The 22137-nt window shown below is 68.0% G+C and carries 23 protein-coding genes; 14 read left to right on the top strand and 9 right to left on the bottom strand.

The window, feature by feature from the left end; genetic code table 11:
* Positions 1 to 281 (top strand): HNH endonuclease signature motif containing protein (locus JWQ81_RS41705; RefSeq protein ID WP_297540040.1); only part of this gene is annotated, 281 nt, incomplete at its 5' end.
* 424 nt (positions 282 to 705) lie between these two features.
* Here the strand turns inward: JWQ81_RS41705 and JWQ81_RS41710 are convergent.
* Both JWQ81_RS41710 and JWQ81_RS41715 read right to left on the bottom strand, forming a co-directional pair.
* Positions 706 to 2028, bottom strand: a complete 1323-nt coding sequence (locus JWQ81_RS41710; protein WP_297550821.1) for a DUF2786 domain-containing protein — start codon at positions 2026 to 2028, stop codon at positions 706 to 708.
* Between the two features lie 38 nt (positions 2029 to 2066).
* Positions 2067 to 3482 (bottom strand): PucR family transcriptional regulator, encoded by a 1416-nt coding sequence (locus JWQ81_RS41715; protein WP_297550823.1) that lies wholly within the window; start codon positions 3480 to 3482, stop codon positions 2067 to 2069.
* A 100-nt stretch (positions 3483 to 3582) separates the two neighbouring features.
* Between JWQ81_RS41715 and JWQ81_RS41720 the strand changes: the two genes are divergently transcribed.
* The 7 genes from JWQ81_RS41720 (at position 3583) to JWQ81_RS41750 (ending at position 10964) form a co-directional block, all read left to right on the top strand.
* The gene (locus tag JWQ81_RS41720) at positions 3583 to 4482 is read left to right on the top strand and encodes an FAD binding domain-containing protein (protein WP_297550825.1); all 900 of its coding nucleotides are present in this window, start codon (positions 3583 to 3585) and stop codon (positions 4480 to 4482) included.
* Entirely contained in the window at positions 4473 to 4946 is a 474-nt protein-coding gene (locus JWQ81_RS41725; protein WP_297550827.1) for a (2Fe-2S)-binding protein, read from the top strand. The genes JWQ81_RS41720 and JWQ81_RS41725 overlap by 10 nt, the downstream gene beginning before the upstream one ends.
* Positions 4943 to 6292 carry an 8-oxoguanine deaminase gene (locus tag JWQ81_RS41730; protein WP_297550829.1) on the top strand — a complete coding sequence of 450 codons (1350 nt, stop codon included), beginning with the start codon at positions 4943 to 4945 and terminating at the stop codon, positions 6290 to 6292. Before JWQ81_RS41725 ends, JWQ81_RS41730 begins: the two co-directional genes overlap by 4 nt.
* Positions 6289 to 8574: a xanthine dehydrogenase subunit D gene (pucD, locus tag JWQ81_RS41735; RefSeq protein ID WP_297550831.1), complete on the top strand. Its 2286-nt coding sequence runs from the start codon at positions 6289 to 6291 to the stop codon at positions 8572 to 8574. The genes JWQ81_RS41730 and pucD overlap by 4 nt, the downstream gene beginning before the upstream one ends.
* A 10-nt stretch (positions 8575 to 8584) precedes the next feature.
* The gene (locus tag JWQ81_RS41740; RefSeq protein WP_297550833.1) at positions 8585 to 9058 is read left to right on the top strand and encodes a nucleoside deaminase; all 474 of its coding nucleotides are present in this window, start codon (positions 8585 to 8587) and stop codon (positions 9056 to 9058) included.
* A gap of 95 nt (positions 9059 to 9153) precedes the next feature.
* Entirely contained in the window at positions 9154 to 10599 is a 1446-nt protein-coding gene (locus JWQ81_RS41745) for an NCS2 family permease (protein ID WP_297550835.1), read from the top strand.
* Positions 10590 to 10964, top strand: coding sequence for a gamma-glutamylcyclotransferase (locus tag JWQ81_RS41750; RefSeq protein ID WP_297550837.1), 375 nt, complete (start codon positions 10590 to 10592; stop codon positions 10962 to 10964). The genes JWQ81_RS41745 and JWQ81_RS41750 overlap by 10 nt, the downstream gene beginning before the upstream one ends.
* A 21-nt stretch (positions 10965 to 10985) precedes the next feature.
* Here the strand turns inward: JWQ81_RS41750 and JWQ81_RS41755 are convergent, their stop codons facing one another.
* The 3 genes from JWQ81_RS41755 to JWQ81_RS41765 are packed head-to-tail and all read right to left on the bottom strand — an operon-like array spanning position 10986 to position 12428.
* Positions 10986 to 11654, bottom strand: a complete 669-nt coding sequence (locus tag JWQ81_RS41755) for a hypothetical protein (RefSeq protein ID WP_297550839.1) — start codon at positions 11652 to 11654, stop codon at positions 10986 to 10988.
* Positions 11651 to 11851 (bottom strand): hypothetical protein, encoded by a 201-nt coding sequence (locus JWQ81_RS41760; protein ID WP_297550840.1) that lies wholly within the window; start codon positions 11849 to 11851, stop codon positions 11651 to 11653. The genes JWQ81_RS41755 and JWQ81_RS41760 overlap by 4 nt, the downstream gene beginning before the upstream one ends.
* 19 nt (positions 11852 to 11870) lie before the next feature.
* The gene (locus JWQ81_RS41765) at positions 11871 to 12428 is read right to left on the bottom strand and encodes a TetR/AcrR family transcriptional regulator (RefSeq protein WP_297551064.1); all 558 of its coding nucleotides are present in this window, start codon (positions 12426 to 12428) and stop codon (positions 11871 to 11873) included.
* Between the two features lie 108 nt (positions 12429 to 12536).
* On the opposite strand from JWQ81_RS41765, the gene JWQ81_RS41770 reads away from it, so the two are divergent.
* On the top strand, positions 12537 to 13376 hold the full coding sequence (locus tag JWQ81_RS41770; RefSeq protein WP_297550842.1) for an alpha/beta hydrolase: 840 nt from the start codon (positions 12537 to 12539) through the stop codon (positions 13374 to 13376).
* A gap of 489 nt (positions 13377 to 13865) precedes the next feature.
* On the opposite strand, the gene pucL is transcribed toward JWQ81_RS41770, so the two are convergent.
* The 4 genes from pucL to JWQ81_RS41790 all read right to left on the bottom strand — a co-directional run bounded on the left by pucL (position 13866) and on the right by JWQ81_RS41790 (position 16140).
* Positions 13866 to 14768, bottom strand: coding sequence for a factor-independent urate hydroxylase (pucL, locus tag JWQ81_RS41775; RefSeq protein ID WP_297550844.1), 903 nt, complete (start codon positions 14766 to 14768; stop codon positions 13866 to 13868).
* A gap of 3 nt (positions 14769 to 14771) precedes the next feature.
* Entirely contained in the window at positions 14772 to 15098 is a 327-nt protein-coding gene (uraH, locus tag JWQ81_RS41780) for a hydroxyisourate hydrolase (RefSeq protein WP_297550846.1), read from the bottom strand.
* The gene (uraD, locus tag JWQ81_RS41785) at positions 15095 to 15574 is read right to left on the bottom strand and encodes a 2-oxo-4-hydroxy-4-carboxy-5-ureidoimidazoline decarboxylase (RefSeq protein ID WP_297550848.1); all 480 of its coding nucleotides are present in this window, start codon (positions 15572 to 15574) and stop codon (positions 15095 to 15097) included. The genes uraH and uraD overlap by 4 nt, the downstream gene beginning before the upstream one ends.
* Before the next feature lie 92 nt (positions 15575 to 15666).
* Positions 15667 to 16140 (bottom strand): helix-turn-helix domain-containing protein, encoded by a 474-nt coding sequence (locus JWQ81_RS41790; RefSeq protein WP_297550850.1) that lies wholly within the window; start codon positions 16138 to 16140, stop codon positions 15667 to 15669.
* A 95-nt stretch (positions 16141 to 16235) separates the two neighbouring features.
* Between JWQ81_RS41790 and JWQ81_RS41795 the strand changes: the two genes are divergently transcribed.
* The 5 genes from JWQ81_RS41795 (at position 16236) to alc (ending at position 22124) form a co-directional block, all read left to right on the top strand.
* Positions 16236 to 17063, top strand: a complete 828-nt coding sequence (locus JWQ81_RS41795; RefSeq protein ID WP_297550852.1) for a TIM barrel protein — start codon at positions 16236 to 16238, stop codon at positions 17061 to 17063.
* A complete protein-coding gene (locus tag JWQ81_RS41800; protein WP_297550854.1) occupies positions 17060 to 17950 on the top strand; it encodes a 2-hydroxy-3-oxopropionate reductase in 891 nt (296 codons plus the stop codon). Before JWQ81_RS41795 ends, JWQ81_RS41800 begins: the two co-directional genes overlap by 4 nt.
* Before the next feature lie 2 nt (positions 17951 to 17952).
* Complete coding sequence (gcl, locus tag JWQ81_RS41805) at positions 17953 to 19644, top strand: glyoxylate carboligase (RefSeq protein ID WP_297550856.1); 1692 nt, start codon at positions 17953 to 17955, stop codon at positions 19642 to 19644.
* Between the two features lie 135 nt (positions 19645 to 19779).
* Positions 19780 to 21108, top strand: coding sequence for an allantoinase AllB (gene allB, locus JWQ81_RS41810; RefSeq protein ID WP_297550858.1), 1329 nt, complete (start codon positions 19780 to 19782; stop codon positions 21106 to 21108).
* Positions 21108 to 22124, top strand: a complete 1017-nt coding sequence (gene alc / locus JWQ81_RS41815; RefSeq protein ID WP_297550860.1) for an allantoicase — start codon at positions 21108 to 21110, stop codon at positions 22122 to 22124. The genes allB and alc overlap by 1 nt, the downstream gene beginning before the upstream one ends.
* Positions 22125 to 22137: the final 13 nt, after the last annotated feature.

Below are 22137 nucleotides of genomic sequence, written 5' to 3' on the forward strand. Positions count from 1 at the left end.
CCCCCGGGCAACGCTGCCGTCTCGTGATGCGAGACCGCGGCTGCGCTTTTCCCGGTTGCAACAAGCACGCCAAACACACTGAGGGTCACCACATTGTTTTCTGGGCAGACGGTGGCAAAACAAACTATGAGAACCTCACCCTGCTATGCGGACGCCACCACCGATTAATTCACTGTGGTGGTTGGGAAGTGCGGATGGGCGGTGACGGGAGACCGGACTTCATCCCACCCGACTATCTTGATCCGCTTCGAAACCCCAGGCGAAACACCATGCACGGGTAACAAGGACAACCCGTACCAGGGCTCGTGAGTGCCGCGACCGGATCATCCGGCCGCGACACTGACGAGCCCTGACTGCGTTCCCGGCACAACAGCAACTCGCCGTCGACTTGCGAAAGCACTGCGGCAGTACTGAATCGGGGGATCCCTGGTACGAATCATTCGTACCAGGGATCCCCCGATACGAATGGAAGCGGGCGCGGCGAGCCCGCGGCAGCCTCAGTGATCACATCGACACCGGTGGTACCACCGCGTGACGGATGCGGCGCTCGGATCCGCACCGCAGTCCCTCGCCGCCCCGGTCCTTGCTTCAGTAAACGGAAGCTAGGCGCGCTCGATACCACAGCCTGACCCCACTCCGTACGTGCCTTTACCGCAACTCGCCGTCGAGTTGCGAACGCGCCGCAGGCAAAGACAGGCCAAACGCTCAGCCTTCGACTTCCTCGCGGCGGGGGGAGAGGGCGGCGCGGTCGGCGGCGGCGCGGCCGGCGCCCCAGCCGGCTTCGTTACTCACCGAGACGCGCTTTCCTACGGTGGAGGGGAACATCGTTTCGAAGGCCTGGTCGACCTTCTTCTGCTGGGAAGCCAGCACGGGGAGGAGGCGGGCGGCGTCGTGTGTTTCTTCGAGGGTGGCTTCAGCGGCGTGTTCGAGGCGTTCGCCGATCCGGGTCGCGTAGGCGACGAGGAATGACTGCCGGAACGAGCGAGTGCGGGATTGGCCGGTTTTCGAAGTGTGACCGCCGCTGGCGATCATCGCGCGGGTCGCCTGCAGCAGCAGCGACGTGGTGAGTATCTCGACGGAGTCCAGGTCGTTCTCGTCGCCGAGGATGCTGACGAACCCGTGTGCGGGATGGAAGATCGCACGGCAGCGGTTCGCCGACGCGACCACGTTCACCAGCAACGACTTCGCGTCCAGGTACGGCGTTTCGAGCCAGAGCCGCCGGGCCGACACGATGCTGATGATCGACGCGTCCGCCTCGACCAGGACCCGGTCGAGCGCGTGCCGGGTCATCAGCTCCTGCGCTTTCGCCGACAGTGCCTCCGCCTCCTCGGGGAAGGCACTCGACTCGGCCTTGGCGAGCAGCGCGCGGACGCGGCTCAGCATCTTTTCGTTGACGGAATGGTGCGCGACCGGCGCGTTCGCCCGCACCGTGCCGGGCAGCGGCAGGATCCGCTCCTGGTTCGGGAGCGTCATGAGGTTCGAGAACGTCTCGATCACCGTCGTGAGGGCTTCGTCGGTGACGAGGATGTGCTTGGCGGCCCACTGGCCCATGTGCGGCTGCTCGGACGACCACCAGACGTCGGCGCCGAGCTCGCTGACCTGGTCCAGCCAGGCCGGGTGCACGGTCGCCGGGGCATACGGGCGCATGAACGCCGCGATCCGGTCGACGACGTAGGCGACGGCGAACTCGTCGAGCTTGCGCCGGGTCACCTGGTAGAGGTCCTCGGGCAGCCAGCCGTACTCGAAAACCCGTTTCACGATCTCGGCGCCGGCCAGGTCCACGCCCTGTTCGACGAGCCGGAGCGGCAGCGTTCCCGAGGTCAGCTCGGCCACGCATTCCTTCACCGCGACGGGATACCCCTGCATGTTCGCCCGGGCCGCGGCGCCGATGGCGTTGGCGATGTCGGCGGCGGAGAACTGCGTTTGCTGCGCCGACCAGAACGCCGCGCCACCGGAGGATGAGGTACGTGCCTGGGCAGCTCGCTGCTTCGCTTTCGCCGCCCGTCGCTGACGGTTCTGCTTGCCCATGACTCCGAGTATCCCCGAAGCCCCCGAACACCCGACCGTCAGCCCTCGACCATCAAGGCCAGATAGACGTCGACCTGCGTGGTGAACTCGGTCAGGTCGACGCCGAGGATCTCACTCGCCCTCGTGATCCGGTAACGCAACGTGTTGACGTGCACGTGCAGCGCCTTCGCCGCCCTGGCCGGCGAGCCCGAGCATTCGAGGAATACGCGCACGGACCGCACGAGGTCACCGTGCTGCTCGACGTCGTAGGCCAGCAGCGGCCCGAGCACCCGCTCACGCAGCGCCGCGCGTAGTTCGTCGGGGGCGCCGGCCAGCAGAAGTCGATGGACGCCGACCTCCTCGCCGGACACCACCGCGACACGTGCGGCGTGGTTGGTGGCCGCGACCAGTGCGTGCCTGGCCTCCTCGCACGCCCCACGCAGGCCAGGGACGCCTGTCGGGCCGCCCAGTCCGAGCAGGATTCTCGACGTGCCGAGCAGCTGATCCACTGTGGACAGCGCGGTGGACGCGGTCGACGTCCAGCCCGACGGCCAGCTTTCGTCCGTTTCGGCGAGCGCGCAGGTTTCCTCGCCGATCGTCCCGAACACTGTCCTGAGTGGATGGTCGGCAAGCAGTTCCGCGAGCAGCTCGCGCCCGACGTTGGCACCGGGCGTGCGGATGAGCAGCACCCGGACGGAAGCCTGCGCGCGAAAACCGCTCGCGCTGAAGGCTGCCGCCAGGTCGGACCCGGTCGCCGTACCGTCACCGAGCAGTCGGAGGAGCGTTTCGGCGGAGTTGTCGGCTCGCTGGATCTGCTCGTCACGCGACCTGGCCAGGCCGATCAGCCCGGCGAGTTCCTCCGCGATCTCGGCGGCGGCCGGTTCGAGTTCGGCGTCGACCACCAGCAGCCACGGCACCGGGTTGCGACCGGTGATCGGCAGCTTCGTTCGCCCGGCGACCGGCGGAGTCCCGGCCACCAGCCGTCCCGTGCCCGACACCACCCAGCACGCCGCCCGGAGCTCGGCGCTCCCGTAGGCGAGCAGCGTGGGGACGGACGCGTTCTCGGTCGCGATCGACAGCAGCCGCCGCCGGGCGCCGGAGTCCCCGGTCAGCGCGAGCACAACCCGCTCGGTGACCAGCGAAAACGACACGTCGACCGGCACTTCGAGCAGCGGGATGCGGTGGCGGGCGCACGCCTCGACGACGTCGTCGGGGATGCCGCCGGAGTCCGCGCCGGACGCTGCCAGTGCCGCCGCGCCCGCCTGGACTAGCGCGGCCACGAACGGTTCCGCGTCACCCGGCCGGCGCCACCACAGCAACCCGCTCAGCACCAGCTCACCGGATGACAGGTACCGGCCGGGGTCGGGCAGTTCCGTTCCGTAGATCCTGGTGACCTCGCGGTCGAGCAGCTCGGCCCCGGTGCGCAGTCGCAAGCCGAGGCCGGGCAGGTCCAGAAGAGTTTTCAGCACTGTCATCGGACTTGTAGGAAAGCACAAAGACCCGGCTCCGCGCTGCCCCCGGTTCATACTTCGGCGCCGTTGCGGGCATGACCGCCGTCACTGTGTACTGACCCACATGGATTTCCTGCGTCCCACCACGCTGGCCGACGCGCTCGCCCTCAAAGCCGAGCGGCCGGACGCCGTGCCCATCGCCGGCGGCACCGATGTCATGGTCGAGCTCAACTTCGACCACCGGCGGCCCGCGGCGCTCCTCGACCTGACCGGGGTTCCGGAGCTGGCCGATTGGTCCTCAGTGTCCTCAGTGTCGTCGGCTGCTGACACCGTGCGGCTCGGCGCCGGCGTGCCCTACGTCCGGGTGATCGCTGAACTGGGTGACAAACTCCCTGGTCTGGCGATGGCGTCGAGGACGGTCGGGTCGCCGCAGATCCGCAACCGCGGGACCGTCGGCGGCAACCTCGGCGCCGCGTCGCCCGCCGGGGACACCCATCCGGTGCTGCTTGCGGTGGGTGCCAGCGTCGAGGTCGCGTCCGTGCGTGGCGTGCGCACCATCCCGGCCGACGAGTTCTACCTGGGGGTCAAGCGCAACGCGGTGGAACCCGACGAGCTCATCACGGCGGTCAACGTGCCGGTCACGGCCGCGCCGCAGCAGTTTTCCAAGGTCGGGACGCGCAACGCGATGGTCATCGCGGTCTGCTCTTTCGCGATCGCCCTGCATCCCGAACGGGAAGCGATCGGGGCAGCGGTCGGGTCCGCCGCACCGACGCCGCGTCGCGCGCTCAAGGCCGAAGCGTTCCTGGCCGGCGAGTTGACAGACAAGAAGCTGTGGGGCTCACGGGCACCGATCGCGGACTCCGTGCGCCGCCGGTTCGGCGAGTTGGTGGCTTCGGCGAGCGCGCCCATCGACGACGTCCGCGGCAGCGCCGACTATCGCCGGCACGCCCTCTCGGTGCTGGCCAGGCGGACGCTGACCTGGGCATGGAACGACTATCAGGGGAGTGACAGCGCGTGCGCGTGAACGTGACGATCAATGGCGAGCCACGCCAGGCCGACGACGTGTGGGAGGGCGAGAGCCTGCTCTACGTGCTGCGTGAGCGGCTCGGCCTCCCCGGTTCCAAGAATGCCTGCGAGCAGGGCGAATGCGGGTCGTGCACGGTGTACCTCGACCAGGTGCCGGTGTGCTCGTGCCTGGTCGCGGCCGGGCAGGTCGAGGGCCGCGAGGTCCGCACGGTCGAGGGACTCGCCGACGGCGACACGCTCGACCCGATCCAGCAGTCCTTTGTGGATGCCGGGGCCGTGCAATGCGGTTTCTGCACACCTGGTCTCGTCGTCGCGGCGCACGACCTGCTGAACCGCGTGCCCAACCCGAATGACGAGGAAATCCGCGAGGCCCTCGCCGGGAACCTCTGCCGCTGCACCGGATACGAGAAGATCCTCGACGCCGTGCGGCTCGCGTCGACGGTCAAGGGGGGTGCGGTATGAGGACCGTGATCGAGAACGCGGCCATCGCGACGGTCGACGCCGCGGGAACCGAGATCCACAGCGGACACGTCGTCGTCGACAACGAGGTGATCGTCGCCGTCGGCGAGGGCTCCGCCCCAGCCGGAGAAGCCGGCGAGCGGATCGACGGACGCGGCAAGCTGGTGACCCCCGGTTTGATCAACACCCACCACCACCTTTACCAGTGGGCCACGCGCGGGCTCGCCGCCGACCACACGCTCTTCGAGTGGCTGGTCGAGCTGTACCCGATCTGGGGCAGGCTCGACGCCGGGATCACGCACGCCGCCGCGACGGCCGGCCTCGCTCGGCTCGCGCTGACCGGCTGCACGACCATCGCCGACCACCACTACGTCTTCCCGCGCGACGCCGGTGACCAGGTCGAAGCGTTGGTCGCCGCCAACGACCGGATCGGCACGCGCATCCACGTCGTGCGCGGCTCGATGGACCGCGGCGAGTCCCAGGGCGGGCTGCCGCCGGACAACCTCGTCGAGGACACCGAGGCCGCGCTGCTCGGCACCGAGCAGGCGATCGACCGGTTCCACGACCGGTCCGCGAACGCCCGCGTCCAGATCGCCGCTGGACCGTGCTCGCCGTTCTCCGTCAGCGAGCGCCTGATGACCGGCGCCGCGGAGCTGGCCCGGCGCAAGGGCGTCCGACTCCATACCCATCTCGCCGAGACGATCGACGAGGAGCAGCAGTGCCTCGCCGAAGTCGGCTGCACACCTGCGGAGTACGCGGACAAGCTCGGCTGGCTCGGTGACGACGTCTGGTTGGCTCACACGATCCACCTCGCCCCCGACGCGATCCGCCGGATGGGCGCGACCCGCACCGGCTCCGCGCACTGCCCGACGTCGAACGGTCGCATCGGTGCCGGGATCGCGCCGGTCCGCGACCTGCTCGACGCCGGTGTGCCGGTCGGTCTCGGGGCCGACGGCGCGGCGTCCAACGAGTCCGGCGGGCTCGGCGAGGAGTTGCACGAGGCGTTGCTGCAGGCGCGTCAGCGCGGCGGACCCCGCGGGCTGACTACCCGCGAGGCGCTGTGGATGGGCACGATGGGTGGGGCGCGCTGCCTTGGCCGTGAAGGCGAAATCGGTTCCATCGAGCCGGGCAAGCTCGCAGATTTGGCGATCTGGGACCTCGGCGGCCTGCGCTACGCGGGTATCACCGATCCGGTCGCCGCGCTGGTCCTCGGCTCGGTCCCGCCCATACACCGGTTGCTGGTCGGCGGCCGGACCGTGGTGTCCAACGCGGAACTCCAGAACGCCGACGAGGACTCGATCGCCCGGGAACTCACCGTGGCGAGCGCGAAACTGCGGGAGACCCGATGAGTACCGCGACAGAGACGGTTACCGGCACGACGAACGGCGTCGGCGCGAGCCCGCTGCGCCCGGACGGCACGATCAAGGTGCGCGGCGAGTTCGCGTATTCCTCGGACCTGTGGCATGAGGACATGGTGTGGGGTGTGACGCTGCGGAGCCCGCATCCGTACGCCCGCATCCTCGGCATCGATATCACCGAAGCGCTCAAACTCCCTGGGGTGTCAGCGGTTCTCACCCATTCCGACGTGCCCGGCGTCAACCGCTACGGGCTGGAGCATCAGGACCAGCCCGTGCTGGCCGTCGATGTCGTCCGATATCAGGGTGAGCCGGTCGCGATCATCGCCGCGGACCACCCGGAAACGGCGCGTCGCGCGATGAAGCGGATCGTCGTCGACTACGAGGTCCTCGAGCCTGTCATCGACGTCGAAGCGGCAGTGGCCGGCGAGGGTGCGAAGCTGCATCCCGGTGGCAACGTCGTCCGGCATGTCCCCATCCGGCGCGGAAACGTCGACGTCGAAGCCGCCGTGGTCGTCAGCGGGACTTACGAGGTCGGCATGCAGGACCAGGCGTTCCTCGGTCCGGAGTCCGGTCTCGCGGTACCGGCCGAAGACGGTGGCATCGACCTTTTTGTTGCCACGCAATGGTTGCACGTCGACCAGCAGCAGATCATCGCCGCGCTGGGCCTGCCGAAGGACAAGGTGAGGCTGACGCTCGGCGGTGTCGGCGGCGCGTTCGGCGGCCGCGAGGACCTGTCGATCCAGGTGCACGCGTGCCTCCTCGCGCTGCACACCGGCAAGCCCGTGAAGATGGTCTACAACCGCGAAGAGTCCTTCTACGGCCATGTTCATCGGCATCCCGCGCGGATGTACTACGAGCACGGCGCGGACGTCGACGGCAAGCTGCTCTACGTCAAGGCACGCCTGTACCTGGACGGCGGTGCCTACGCGTCGTCGACCGGGGCCGTGGTCGCCAACGCGGCGACCTTGGGGGTCGGCCCGTACAATGTCGACAACGTGTCCATCGACTGCTGGGGCACCTACAGCAACAACCCGCCCTGCGGCGCGATGCGGGGCTTCGGCGCGGTCCAGGCCGGGTTCGCCTACGAGTCGCAAATGGACAAACTCGCCGAGGCGTGCGGACTCGACCCCGTCGAGGTGCGTGTGCGCAACGCGATGTCCGAAGGCAGTGTGATGCCAACCGGGCAGGTGCTCGACTCGGCCGCGCCGGTCGAGGAACTGTTGCTGCGCTTGCAGAACAAGCCGCTGCCGGCCGCCGAAGGCAAACTCGACCTGCGCCGGATGCCCGGCGGTGTGTCCAACACGACCCACGGTGAAGGCGTCGTCCGCGGTGTCGGTTACGCCGTCGGCATCAAGAACGTCTGCTTCTCCGAAGGTTTCGACGACTATTCGACGGCCCGCGTGCGGCTCCAGATCGTCGGCGGTGAGCCGGCCGCGATGGTGCACACGGCCGCGTGCGAGGTCGGCCAGGGCCTGGTGACGATCATGCAGCAGATCGTCCGGACCGAACTGGGCATCGAGCAGGTCACCATCCTGCCGATGGACACCACCATCGGCAACGGCGGCTCGACGTCGGCGTCGCGGCAGACCTACGTCACCGGGGGAGCGGTGCAGGCCGCGTGCCTGGCCGTGCGCGCGGAACTTTTCGCGCACGCGGAGGGGAAGCTCGGCGCGCGGGCCAGTGAACTGAGCGTCTCCGGCGGCAAGCTCGTCTCGTCGGCCGACGGCGTGCTCGCGGACCTCGTCGACGTGCTGGACACCGAGGTGTTCGACAAGACTGTCGAATGGCGCCACCGGCCCACCGAGGGCCTAGACCCGGAAAGCGGGCAGGGCAACGCTCACGTGCAGTACGGCTTTGCGGCGCATCGCGCGGTCGTCGACGTCGACACCGAACTCGGGCTGGTGAAGGTGATCTCGCTCGACTGCGCGCAGGACGTCGGCAAGGCGATGAACCCGCAGGCCGTACTCGGGCAGATCCAGGGCGGCTCGGCGCAGGGCCTCGGACTCGCCGTCATGGAGGAGATCCAGACCGTCGGCGGCAAGATTCGCAACCCGTCGTTCACCGACTACCTGATCCCGACCGTGCTGGACATGCCGCCGATGAGCATCGACGTCCTCGAGCTCGCCGACCCGCACGCCCCCTACGGACTGCGAGGTGTCGGGGAACCCCCGACCATCTCGTCCACCCCGGCGATCGTCGCGGCCATCCGCGCCGCCACTGGCCTCGCGCTGACCCGCGTCCCGGTCCGCCCCGAACACCTCACCGGAACCTAGGAGCGTATTCGTGAATTCCGACGAGCAGAAATGGCTGGAAGAGGCCGTCCGGCTCGCCACCGACAACGTGACGGCGGGCGGTGGTCCGTTCGGCGCGCTCATTGTGCGCGATGGCGAACTTCTCGCGACGGGAACCAACCAGGTGACCCCGAACCTCGACCCGACAGCGCACGCGGAAGTCGTCGCCATTCGCGCCGCGTGCCAGCTGATCGGTGATTTCAAACTCACCGGGTGTGTGCTTGTTTCCTCTTGCGAGCCTTGCCCTTTGTGTCTGTCCGCGGCCCTGTGGGCGCGGGTCGACAAGGTGATCTATGCCGCCGATCGTGATGACGCCGCCAAAGCGGGTTTCGACGATCGCGAGTTCTACGAGCTCTTTGGTAAACCCCGCGAGAGCTGGCCGATCGGTATCGACCAGGTCGGGATCGAGCAGTACTTCGAGCCTTTTCAGGCGTGGGTGTCGAAACCCGATAAGCGCGCCTACTAGGACTCGTGAGTGTTCCGGCTCGTTCTAACGAGCCGGAACACTCACGAGCTCTTTGTCCCCAGGTCGAGCACGCCCACATTGTCGTGGAGAGACTCATGACCCAATTACGCACCGACCGTCCCCACACCTCCCCCGAACCCGTTCCCCACAAAGTGTCCGTAGTGGACAAGTTCTTCAAGATCTCCTTTCGTGGCAGCACTTTCGGCCGTGAGGTCCGCGGTGGAGTCACCACCTTCGTCGCGATGTGCTACATCGTGCTGCTCAACCCGCTCATCCTCGGGGCGTCCGCCGACATCACCGGCGCGCACCTGAGCACCCAACAGGTCACCACCGCCACGGCGCTGGCGGCCGGCATCACCACGATCCTGATGGGCCTGGTCGGCAACGCGCCGCTCGCGCTGGCCGCCGGGCTCGGCGTCAACGGCGTCGTCGCGTTCCAGATGGCTCCGACGATGACCTGGGCGCAGGCGTTCGGACTTGTTGTCCTCGAAGGCGTCTGCATCGTTCTGATGGCCGTTTCCGGGGTCCGGGAACGGATCATCAATGCGATCCCGACCCCGCTGAAGATCGCGATCACCGTCGGGATCGGGCTCTACATCGCGCTCGTGGGCCTGGTCAGCTCCGGTTTCGTGACCAGGACCCCGGACGCCGCGCATTCGACGGTCCCGGTGCGGATGGGTATCGGCGGGCACCTGGTCGGCTGGCCGATCGCGATCTTCTGCGTCGGGCTGCTGCTGATGATCGTGCTGATCAGCCGGGCTGTCCCGGGCGCGGTGCTGATCAGCATCCTGGTCGCGACCGTACTCGCGGTCATCGTCAACAGCGTGTTCCACGTGCAGGGCTGGGGACTGGTCTCCCCGAACCTGCCGGAGCACATCGTCGCGAGCCCGGATTTCAGCCTGCTCGGGCACATCGACCTGTTCGGCGGCTTCGGCTCGGCGGGCGTCACTACCGCGATCGTCTTCCTGTTCACCTTGGTGCTGTCGGGTTTCTTCGACGCCATGGGCACGATCACGAGCGTTTCGGCGGAAGCGGGCCTGGTCAAGGACGGCCGTGTCGAGGGGATGGGCCGTATCCTGCTCGTTGACGGCATCGGCGCGTTCGCCGGCGGTTTCACCGGTTCGGCGCCGAACACCGTGTTCCTCGAATCCGCGGCCGGCGTCGGCGAAGGAGCGCGTACGGGCCTCGCGAGTGTGGTGACCGGCGCGTTGTTCACCGCGACGCTGTTCTTCACGCCTCTCGCGGCGGTCGTGCCGGCACAGGCCGCCGCCCCGGCACTGGTGGTGATCGGCGGGATGATGATGGCGCAGTGCCGTCGGATTCCTTGGGAGGACTTGGATTTCGCGATCCCGGTGTTCCTCACGATCGCGTTGATCCCCTTCACCTACTCGATCACGAACGGTATCGGCGCCGGGCTCGTCGCGTATGTGCTGATCCGGGTGTGCAAGGGAAAGGTGCGCGAGGTTGGCTGGCTGCTGGGCATCCTGGCCGTGGTGTTCACGGCGTACTTCGCGATCGAAGGGGTGACGTCGTGGTTCTGATGTTCCTCAACGGCGGCGGTATGCGTGGCGGTCCGCTGCACGCCCAGCTCCAAGGAGCGCCACTGCTGTGCACCGCGCGTTCGGCGCCGAAGTACCGTTATTTCTCGGTGGGGGACCGGTTCCCGGCGATGTACCAGGTTGCGTCGGGTGGCGCGAGCGTGGCGGGCGAGGTCTACGACCTGCCCCTCGACGTGCTGCGCGACCACTTGGTTCCGGCTGAGCCACCGGAACTCGAACTGGGCCTCATCGAGCTGGAGGACGGTGGTGCCTGCCTCGCCACAGTCCTCCGGGAGTCCGCTGTGGACTCTCCTGAGCTGATCGACATCACCGCCGTCGGTGATTGGCGGGTCTACCGCGGAGACTGAGCGAGGTGCCAGTGGCACCCGTTACCGGATAAGGATTCCCGGGGCGACCCGCGCGGAGACGATGCCGCGATCGGGCTTGCCAAGGCGGAACCGGACTTTGCCCTTCAGTACGGTTCCGGACTCCGCGAAGCCGTCGACGAGCTCCTCTCCGGGGAACAGGGTGAACGTCCAGTGCTCGTTGCTCTCGCAGTCCGGGAACACGTTTCCGCCCTGCAGCACCCGCGCGCCCCAGACTTGGCGGGTCATCATGCGGCGGGTGTCGATGCCGCCGACGGTGAACATCGACTCCGGTGCGGCCTTCACTTGCGTATAGCTGCCGAGCGAGGGGCCGTACCGGCCCGTCACGGTGGCGACCATCGTCCACGGCGTCCCACTTCGGGCACCCAGCGTCCCGGCGGGCAGGCGTTCGTCGAAGAAGTCGTCGCCGAGTTGCTGCCGCGCCACCGGCCGGCGCGTGTCCAGCTTCGCCGGGTCGGGCACGAGGAGGACGCCGTACGTCGTTTCCTCGGCGAACCGCGCGCCGGCGAACCGCTCCCGCAGCCCCGTGACTGCCGCCTCCGCCTTGCGCCACTGCTCAGCCGTGAACGCCTTGCCCAGGTATCCGCTCGTCACCGACGGGAGGTCGGCGACGGGACGTCGTGCCCACCCCGACTTCGCCAGGAACGCGATCTGGTCCGCCTTGAACGTCATCGGCGGGCCCCGGCGTCGAAGGTGCGGTCGACCTGGGCGACGCCAAGCGCCGTCCGGTCGTGGCGGAGTCGTTCGCGGAAGGCGTTGTACGTTTCTGCCCGTTCCAGGTCCTTCGCGCGAGGTTTCTCCGGTATTCGCCGCAGTACCTCGAGGAGCGCGGGTAGCTGGAGCTTCGGGCGGGAGTGAGGATCGAGCATCAACTCACGATAGGCCGTTCTAGCCCGAGCCTTCGGCCAATGCGGCTTTCGCAGCGAGCGCCGTGGTGGCACCGGCGACGGCGAGGGGTTCGGTGTCGCGGAGGGCGCGGCTCAGGACGAAGGCGCCTTCGAGGCTGTTCACCAGCGAGATGGTGAGCTTGCGCGCGGTGGCTTCTGGCAGGCCGAAAGGCTGGAACTTGGCTGTGCCGTAGTCGATCCAGGCAGTGAAGACCTCCGCGGTGGCCTTGCGCAGGGGTTCGTTGGTGCTGGCGACTTCCAGGGCGACGGTCGCTATCGGGCAGGCGTCGGCGTAGTCGGTTTCGCGCAGCGTGACCGCGGCGCCGGCGAAGGCGGCTTCGACGCCGTGGACGAGGTCGGTCTCGTTGTCGAAGAAGATGTCGAACAGCTGGAGGTACATCATCCCGGAGGCGTGGATGACCTCGACGCCGAGCTGCTCCTTGCCGCCGGGGAAGAAGTGGTACAGCGACCCGAAGGGCGCGCCGGCCGCGGTCACGATCTGCTTGAGGCCCGTGCCGGTGTAACCGTTGCGGCGAAACAGTTCCGCGCTGGCTTCCATGATGCGGTCCTTCGTGCCTGCCACCCGTGCTCCTCGCGTCAGTGTTGCGTCTGCGTCCGAGTGTAGGCTACTTTGTCGCTAGAGCGATCTATCAAATCGGGGGCGAGCATGTCCGAGATAGAACTTTCCGTCGGTCCGATCGAGTACGGGGACACCGGCGGAGACGGCCCGGTGCTGGTCTTCATGCACGGGCTGACCATGGACGGCTCGGTGTGGCGCAAAGTCGTCCCCGGCCTGCCCGGATACCGCTGCCTGACACCGACCTGGCCGGTCGGCAGCCACCGCAAGCCGATGCACCCGGACGCTGACCTCTCGCTGCGTAACCTCGCGTTGCTCATCGACGAGTTCCTCGCCGAGCTCGACTTGAGCGACGTCACGTTGGTTCTCAACGACTGCGGAGGCGGCCAGGTGTTGCTGTCCGAAGGCCGCGCGGATCGCGTCGGCAGGCTGGTCCTGACCTCGTGCGAGGCGTTCGACAACTACCCGCCGGGGTTGCCGGGCAAGCTGCTCATCGTCGCGTGCCGGATTCCCGGCGGCTTCCGATTCCTGATGAACCTGTTCCGCTTCAGGATCTTCCGCCGCGCTCCGACGTCATGGGGCTGGATGAGCAAGCGCCCGGTGCCCACCGAGGTGATGGACGACTGGTTCCGGCCTTCGCAGGACCAGCCCGAGATTCGCCGCGACCTGCTCAAGTACGTCCGGTCCGTGCCGCCGAAGGCGAAACTGCTCGAATGGTCCGCGCAGATGGCCTCCTTCGAGCGTCCCGTCCTGGTGGCGTGGGCGAAGGAGGACAAGCTGATGCCGATCGAACACGGAAGCCGGCTGGCCAAGCTCTTCCCCGACGCCCGGCTGGTCGAGATCGAGGACAGCTACACCCTCATTCCTGAAGATCAGCCAGACGTCCTCGCCGCCCTGATCCGCGACTTCGTCCCAGCCCACGTCCCCTAACCCCCGCAACTCGCCGTCGAGTTGCGATAGTTGAACCGCGCACCATCGCAACTCGCCGTCGAGTTGCGGTGCGGGTGGGTGCCGGGTGATGTGGACTGGCTCCGTTTTACCGCGGCAGGGATGCGGGGCGGGTGGTGTGGGGAAGGGATTCTGAAGGTCGGTTGGGGTGGCTGGGTGGTGTCGGTGTGGCTGGTGAGGTTTTTGAGGCCAGTGGGTGTGGTCGGCTGGTGGTGACTGTGGGACTCGTCGGCCTGAACGTGGGACTCGCCGGGCTGGAGTGTGGGACTCGCCGATGTGCTGTGCGAGTCCCACGTTCAGCGAGGGCGAGTCCCACGTTCAGACCGGCGAGTCCCACACCCGGCTCCGGACGCCGGCATTCGCCGTACACCGACACGACCCGGCCCTTGCTGCGGTAAAACGCAGCCAGTCCACAGCAACCAGCACCCACACATACGACCGAAGAGCCACAAAAGTACAAAAGTGCCCGCTCTAGAAGGTGGGGAGTGTGTGCCAGGCGAGGCCGGGGTCTTCGGCGTCGTCGCGCAGGATCGTGCCTTCGATGAGGCCGTACGGCCGGTCGGCGGCGTAGAAGACCTCGTTGTCGTTGCTCAGCCCGAACGGCTTGAGGTCGACCAGGAAATGGTGCTTGTTCGGCAGCGAAAGCCGGACTTCGGCGACCTCGGACCGGGCCTCGAGCACCGCTTCGCCCATTGCGTACAGCGTTTGCTGCAGCGACAGACTGTGTTTCGTGGCAAAGGTTTCCAGCATGATCCGGCGGACTTCGTGATGGCTCTTCGGCCAATCGATGTCCCAGTTGCCGTCACTGCCCTGGTAACGCCAACGCGCTGTCACGGCCGTCGCGAGAATGCGATCGGACGTCTCGGCGAGCGTGGTGTACTTGTCCCGCGGGAAACCGTGGAACTCCGAACCCGTCGACTTCAGCAGCACGAGGTCGTCCAAACCGGACACGACCCAGGCCCGGTCGCCGTCCACCGTCACCGCTGTGGTGCGTTTCTCGTTGCCCGCCTTGGAGAACGAGTGGTCGTGGGGTTTGCCGTCGACGGCGATCCGGTCCCAGCCGTGCTCGTCGATGAGGATCCGCGCGCCGCTGATGTGGCCGAACGAGTCGACGAAGTGCCGTCCGAGGCGCAGCGCGAAGTCCTCGATCTCACCGACTGGGCTTTCCTTGGCGAACGCGTAGACGGTGTTCTTCTGCGTGTCCGTCGCGACGACGTCGGCGTTGTCGCCGGTCAGGTGCGTGCTTTCCAGGCTGCCGCGCAACGACGTCGACACGGTCAGGTCCTTGACGTGGTGCACCGGGCCGGACCGGCTGACCGTGACGAGCCGGACTTCGGCCTTGCCGTACTGGTTGGGTCCCAAAACGATGGCCACCGGTTAGCTCCCTCGGTAGGTGGAATAGGAGAACGGGCTGAGCAGGACCGGCACATGGTGGTGCGCGCCGGGATCGAGGATCCGGAACGAGATAACGACTTCCGGGAAGAACGCGTCCGGCTCGAGGTATGCGCCGGTGTCGAAAGTCAGCCGGTAGACGCCCGCGTCGAGCCGCTCGGGCCCGAGGTCGCGGATGCGGCCGTCGTGGTCGGTGCGCCCCTCGGCGAGCAGGGACCAACCGTCGACACCCCGCGCGTCGAGCCGGACGTGGATGCCAGGAGCGGGTTTACCGACGGCGGTGTCGAGCACGTGCGTCGTAATGAGACTCATGCGGACACAGCTTTCTCCAGTCGCAGCTTCGCGATCTTCGCGAGTTCACGCCCGGCGATGGTGAGTTCGGTGTCGGGGTCGTTGCCGAGACGTCCGCGCAGGTCGTCGAGCAGTTCCTCGCCGCTGCGGCCGCTGGCGCACACGAGGTAGACGTGCCCGAACCGCTGTTCGTACTCGGCGTTCGCGGCGGCGAACTTCGCCGCCGTGGAACTGTCCACACCGGACTGTTCGGAGCGGGACCAGTTCGCGCCCGTACCGCTGCCGGACGCCTTTTCGCCGATCCGGGGGTGCGCGGCCATCGCCGCGCGGACCTCATCGGGTAGTAGCGGTGTCGCCGCATCGCACGCCGTGAGCAGCGCGTTCACGTCTGTGTAGGGGCGTCCGCTGAGCAGCGCGTCGACCCAGCGGGGGACGGCGAGACACGTCGTGAGCAGGTCTCGGACGTCGGACTGGTTGAACTCGGAGAGGGTAGGCAAGCGGGCTCCCGCGATTTTGCATGGTGGAAAAGTAATTCTGCCCAAACGGTACGGCCGACGCTCGTTGTCGTCAACAGTTTGTTGAAACCGAGCTACTCCGGCTCTCGGTTCAGGTAGTTGTAGACGGTGAACCGCGTGACGCCGAGCGCTTCGGCCACCGTGGCGACCGACTTGCGCAGCGTGAACGCGCCGCGTTCCTTGAACAGCCGGACCGCGTGCTGCTTGCCCGCGCGGTCGAGGCCGGCGAGCTTGCCGCCCAGCTCCCGCTCGACGTCGGCGATGAGTCGGTCGAGCGCGCTGTTGAGCTCGACGGGGTGAGCGGCCGGCGCGTCCGCGAGCCGGACTTGGAGCGTGAGGCGAGTCGCACCTGCCTCGATCGCGGCGCGGGCGATGTCGGCCAAGCCGCTGAGCACGGCATCCGCCGAGCCGCTGACGGTGGTGCCAAGCGGGCCGAAATTCGTGGTCAGCCCGGCTTTTTCGGCGGCCTCCCTGGCTCGGACGGCGTGCTCCGGCGGCTCGCCTTCGCCCTGGAACGGTTCGCTGGTGAATTCCGCTTCTAGCTCCACGGGGCGAGCGTAGCCCGTTGACGAGAGTCGCTCCACGGGGTTAGTCTCGTTATGCGAAAAGAAAATTCCGCACAGCGAAATTATACGGAGTTCCCATGGTCGACCATGCCGGGTCCCGGCACTCGCTGCCTTACGACGTCAACCTGTCGATCCTGTTCACCGAGCTCCCGCTCCTGGAGCGGGCTGAAGCCGCGCGCGCCCTGGGGTTCAAGGCCGTCGAGTACTGGTGGCCGTTCGACGTCGCCGTACCGTCGGACACCGACGTTGACCAGTTCGTCGCCTCGATCGTGGAGGCCAGGTTGACGCTGGTCGGGCTCAACTTCTTCGCCGGGGACATGGCTGCCGGCGAGCGCGGCATCGTCTCCGCGCCCGGTCGTGAAGCGGAGTTCGCGGACAGCGTCGCCATCGCGGTCCACATCGCCGAGCGCCTCGGCTGCCGCAGCTTCAACGCCTTGTACGGCAACAGGATCGACGGCGTCGACGCCTCTGCGCAGGATGAGGTCGCACTGTCCAACTTGGACGTCGCGGCGAACGCGGCCGCGCGGATCGGGGCCGGGCTGGTACTCGAACCGTTGTCCGGCCTGGAAAGTCACCCGCTGAAGACCGCCGCCGACGCGTTCGCGGTGATCGACAAGCTCGGCCGCGACGACGTCAGGCTGCTCGCGGACCTCTACCACCTCGCCACCAACGGCGACGACCTCGACGCGGTCATCGCCGAGTACACCCCGCGGATCGGCCATGTGCAGATCGCCGACGTACCCGGCCGCAACCAGCCGGGCACCGGCTCCCTCGACCTCGAGGGCTATCTCGAAAAGCTGCAGAACGCCGGCTACGCGGGCCATGTCGGAATCGAATACAAGCCACTGGGCGGCAGTGTCGAATCGTTCGGCTGGCTGCCGCAAACCCGAAGGGGACAACGATGACGAAGATCGCCTTCATCGGCTTGGGCATCATGGGCGGGCCGATGGCCGCGCACCTGGTCGCCGCCGAACAGGACGTCAGCGGGTTCGACCTCGGCGCCGACGCGCTGGGCAGGTTCGTGGCCGCGGGCGGACACGCCGCCGAGAGCGTCGCCGACGCCGTCGATGGCGCCGAGGTCGTGATCACCATGCTGCCGAACCACCCGCACGTCGAAGCCGTCGTGCTCGGTCCGGGCGGGGTCCTGGAGGTCGCGAAACCGGGAACCCTGCTGATCGACATGAGCACGATCCGCCCCGAGACCTCGCTCGAACTCGCGAAACTCGGCGGTGAAAAGGGAATCCGCGTACTGGACGCCCCCGTGTCCGGTGGCGAGGCCGGCGCGAAGCAGGCGGCGCTGTCGATCATGGTCGGCGGCGAGGCGGACGACTTCACCGCCGCGCGGCCGCTGTTCGAGATCGTCGGCAAGACCATCGTCCACGTCGGCCCGCATGGTGCCGGCCAGGTCGTCAAGGCGGCGAACCAGCTGGTCGTAGGCGGGATCTACGGCCTGGTCGGCGAGGCGATCGTGCTGATGGAGGCCTCCGGCGTCGACGCGGGAACCGGCCTCGACGTGCTCGCCGGCGGCCTCGCCGCCAACCGGATCCTCGATCTCAAGCGCGAGTCGATGGTCGCCCGGCGGTTCGAGCCCGGCTTCCGCATCGACCTGCACCACAAGGACATGGGCATCGCGCTCGCCGCCGCCCGCCAGGCCGACGTCTCCTTGCCGCTGACCGGGCTGGTCGCCCAGCTCATCGCGGCGGGGCGGGCGATGGGCTACGGCTCACTCGACCACTCCGCGCTGCTCAAGGTCACCGAAGCGCTCTCCGGACGTTCCCCAGAAAAGGACTGACCATGGCCAAGATCCCCGTTATGCAAGCCGTCGTGGAGATCCTCGCCAGCGAAGGGGTCGACACCGTTTTCGGCTGCCCCGGCGCGGCGATTCTCCCGCTGTACCAAGCACTTCAGGGCAGCGGCATCGAGCACCTCGTCGTCCGCCATGAAGAGGGCGCGACCCACATGGCCGACGGCTGGGCCCGGACCACCGGCGGGGTCGGAGTGGCGATCGGCACCTCCGGTCCCGCCGGCACCAACATGATCACCGGCCTCTACACCGCGCAGGCCGACTCGATCCCGATCCTGTGCATCACCGGCCAGGCAGACTCGCGCAAGCTGCACACCGAGGCGTTCCAGGCCGTCGACATCGTGGAGATCGCGAAGCCGGTGACGAAGTGGGCCGTGCAGGCCAAGGAAGCCGCGCAGCTGCCTTGGATCTTCCGCGAGGCCTTCCGGATCGCGCGGTCCGGCCGGCCGGGTCCGGTGCTGATCGACCTGCCGATCGACGTCCAGAAGCAGGAGATCGAGTGGGATTCCAGCCTCGACGCGCCGCTGCCGTACGTGACGCCGCAGCCCGCGGCCGCGCCGCTGGAACGCGCGTTGGACATGCTGCTGTCGGCCGAACGCCCGCTGATCCTGGCCGGCGGCGGCGTGGTCATCGGTGAAGCGAGCGAGCAGCTGCGGGAGATCGCGGTGAAGCTCGGCGTGCCCGTGCAGGTGACGCTGATGGGCAAGGGGAGCTTTCCCGAGGACCACGAACTCTTCGCCGGCATGGCCGGCATCCAGACGTCCCAGCGCTGGGCGAACGCCGCGTTCCTCGAGTCGGACCTGGTGCTCGCGCTCGGGGCGCGGTTCGGCGACCGCCACACCGGCGAGCTGGACGTCTACCGGGGTGACCGCAAGTTCATCCACGTCGACATCGAACCGACGCAGCTCGGCAAGGTCTTCGGGCCCGACCTCGGGATCGTGTCGGACACCGCAGCGTTCCTGGACGCGCTGCTCGAAGCGGCCGACAAGCGCACGATCGGCGTCGACCGGACGTGGGTCGAGCGGGTCGGCGAGCTGAAGGAGGCGCTGCCGCGGCGCGAGGACTTCGACAGCGTGCCGATCAAGGCGCCGAGGGTGTTCAAGGAGATCAACGAGTACTACGGCGACGACACGTACTTCGTCACCGCGATCGGGCTCTACCAGATCTGGTCCGGGCAGTTCCAGCACGCGCACAAGCCCCGGCACTACCAGGTTTGCGGGCAGGCGGGCCCGCTCGGCTGGGAGATCCCGGCCGCGATCGGGGTCAAGAAGGCACGGCCGGACGCCGAGGTCGTCGGTGTCGTCGGGGACTACTCGTTCCAGTTCCTGGTCGAGGAGCTCGCCGTCGCCGCGCAGTACGACGTGCCGTTCGTGCTGATCATGCTGAACAACGAGTACCTCGGGCTGATCCGCCAGGCCTCGATCGGGTACGACATGAACTTCCAAGTCGACATCCACTACGACGTCAGTGGCACCGACAACGTCAAGATCATGGAGGCCTACGGCTGCTCCGGGACCCGCGTTGTCGAGCCGGGCGAGATCCGCGCGTCGCTCGAATGGGCACGCAAGGAAGCCGACCGGACTAGCCGTCCGGTGCTGGTGGAGATCATGATCGAGCGCGAAGCGAACGCGGCCATGGGCAAGGCCCTCGACTCCGTGGTGGAGTTCGAGCCGGCGCCGTAGGGGAGGCGCAGCGGGGGTGGGTGGCTCGTGAGTGTTCCGGCACGCCCGGGTGCGGGTGTCCCGCAGGACACAGCAAGCGGCCGGAACACTCACGAGCCCTAGGCTGGAGTGAACGTCGGAAAGGGGTGTGCGCACGTGGAGTTGGTGATCAGGGCTCGGCGAGTCGTGACGGCCGAGGGCGAGGCGGCCCGCAGCGTCGGGGTCGAGGGCGGCCGGATCGTCGCCGTGGAGGCGTTCGACGCGGACTTGGTCGCGGACAAGTTTGTCGAGCTCGGGGACGACGTCGTCCTGATGCCGGGCCTAGTCGACACCCACGTGCACATCAACGACCCCGGCCGCGCCGAGTGGGAGGGCTTCGAGACGGCCACGCGCGCGGCCGCGGCCGGGGGCGTGACCACCGTCGTCGACATGCCGCTCAACAGCCTCCCGCCGACGGTCGACGTCGCCGCGCTCGACGTCAAGCGCAAGACTGCCCAGGGCAAGGTGCACGTCGACGTCGGTTTCTGGGGCGGTGCGATCCCCGGCAACCTCGGCGACCTGCGGCCGTTGCACGAGGCAGGGGTGTTCGGCTTCAAGAGCTTCCTGCTGCACTCCGGTGTCGACGAGTTCCCGCCGCTGAACCCGCAGGAGTTGGAAGACGCGCTGCGCGAGCTGAAGAGCTTCGACGCGCTGATGATCGTGCATGCGGAGGACTCCGACACGATCGAGCAAGCCCCGCAGCCGCACGGCGACCACTACACGGACTTCCTCGGCTCGCGTCCGCGCGTCGCGGAGAACCTGGCGATCGCGCGGGTCATCGCGCTGGCTCGGCGGACCGGCGCGCGGGCGCACGTACTGCACCTGTCGTCTTCGGACGCGCTCCGGATGATCGCCGACGCGAAGCGCGACGGTGTCCGGCTCAGCGTCGAGACCTGCCCGCACTACTTGACGTTCACCGCCGAGGAAATCGCCGACGGCGCGACGCAGTTCAAGTGCTGCCCGCCGATCCGCGAGTCCGAAAACCGGGACCGGCTCTGGCAGGGGCTCGCCGAAGGGGTCATCGACTTCGTCGTCAGCGACCATTCGCCGTGCACGCCCGAGCTGAAGCGTTTCGACATCGGCGACTTCGGCGAGGCCTGGGGCGGGATAGCGAGCCTGCAGCTCGGCTTGCCGGCGATCTGGACGCAAGCGCGGCAACGCGGGTTCGCGCTGACCGACGTCGTCCGCTGGATGGCCGAGCGGCCCGCCGCGCAGGTCGGTTTGAGCCGCAAGGGACACATCGCGCCGGGTTTCGACGCGGACTTCTGCGTGTTCGCCCCCGACGAGAGCTTCGTGGTCGACGTCGAGAAGCTGTACCACCGCAACCCGGTGAGCGCATACAACGGACGTCGGCTGGACGGAGTCGTGCGCGGAACCTGGTTGCGGGGTAAGGAAATCACCGGCGAGCAGCCGTTCGGCGAGCTGCTGAGCCGGCAGGACGACTGATGGAGGACGCAGTGAACGACCGTCCCGTGTGGACTTCCCAACCGGACCTGGCTTCACGTCGTTTCGGCGGAACGGTCATGTGGGCCACCGACGAGCTGTTCGCCGAGAAGGAGAACCTCGTCAACCCGTGGACGCCGGCGCACCGGGCGGAGACGTTCGGACCCAAGGGCCAGGTCTACGACGGCTGGGAGACGCGTCGCCACCGTGAACCGGGCGACGACCAGGCGATCCTTCGTCTCGGGCTGCCCGGGTTGATCTCGGGCGTAGTCGTGGACACGGCGTTCTTCAAGGGCAACTACCCGCCGCACGTCTCGGTCGAAGCCTGCGCTGTCGAGGGCTACCCGAGCGCGCCGGAACTGCAGGACGCGGCTTGGGAAACGATCGTGGACCGGGCCGCGGTCGCGGGACACATCGAGAACTTCATCCCGGTGTCCGGCTCGAAGCGCTTCACCCACGTCCGGCTGACCATGCACCCGGACGGCGGCGTCGCGCGGCTCCGCGTCCACGGCGAAGCCGTGCCCGACCCGCAGCTGCTCGACCTCGGCGCGCTCGACCTCGCGGCGCTCGAGAACGGCGCGATCTGCACCGGCTGCAGCAACATGTTCTATTCGTCGCCGAATAACCTCCTTTCCCCCGGGCTCGCCGCGCACCAGGCCGAAGGCTGGGAAACCGCGCGCCGCCGCGACGACGGCAACGACTGGGTCACCGTGCGGCTCGCCGGCGCGGGTGTCATCCGGTTCGCCGAGATCGACACGAGCAACCTCAAGGGCAACGCCCCCGGCTGGGCTTCACTGCAGGGCTCCGACGACGGCGGCGACACGTGGTTCGAGCTGCTGCCGCGCACCCGCCTGCAGCCCGACACGCGGCACCGCTTCGTGCTGGCCGGCACCCGTGGGGCCGCCGACGTCCGGTTGGACATCTTCCCTGACGGTGGCGTCGCACGCCTACGGCTCTTCGGCGCACTCAGCGACGCGGGCCGTAAGCACGTTACGAGCCGCTTCGAGGCGACTTCGTAACCGAGGAAGATCT

It is taken from the genome of Amycolatopsis sp. (genome assembly GCF_025464955.1).
Taxonomy (GTDB): Bacteria; Actinomycetota; Actinomycetes; order Mycobacteriales; family Pseudonocardiaceae; genus Amycolatopsis.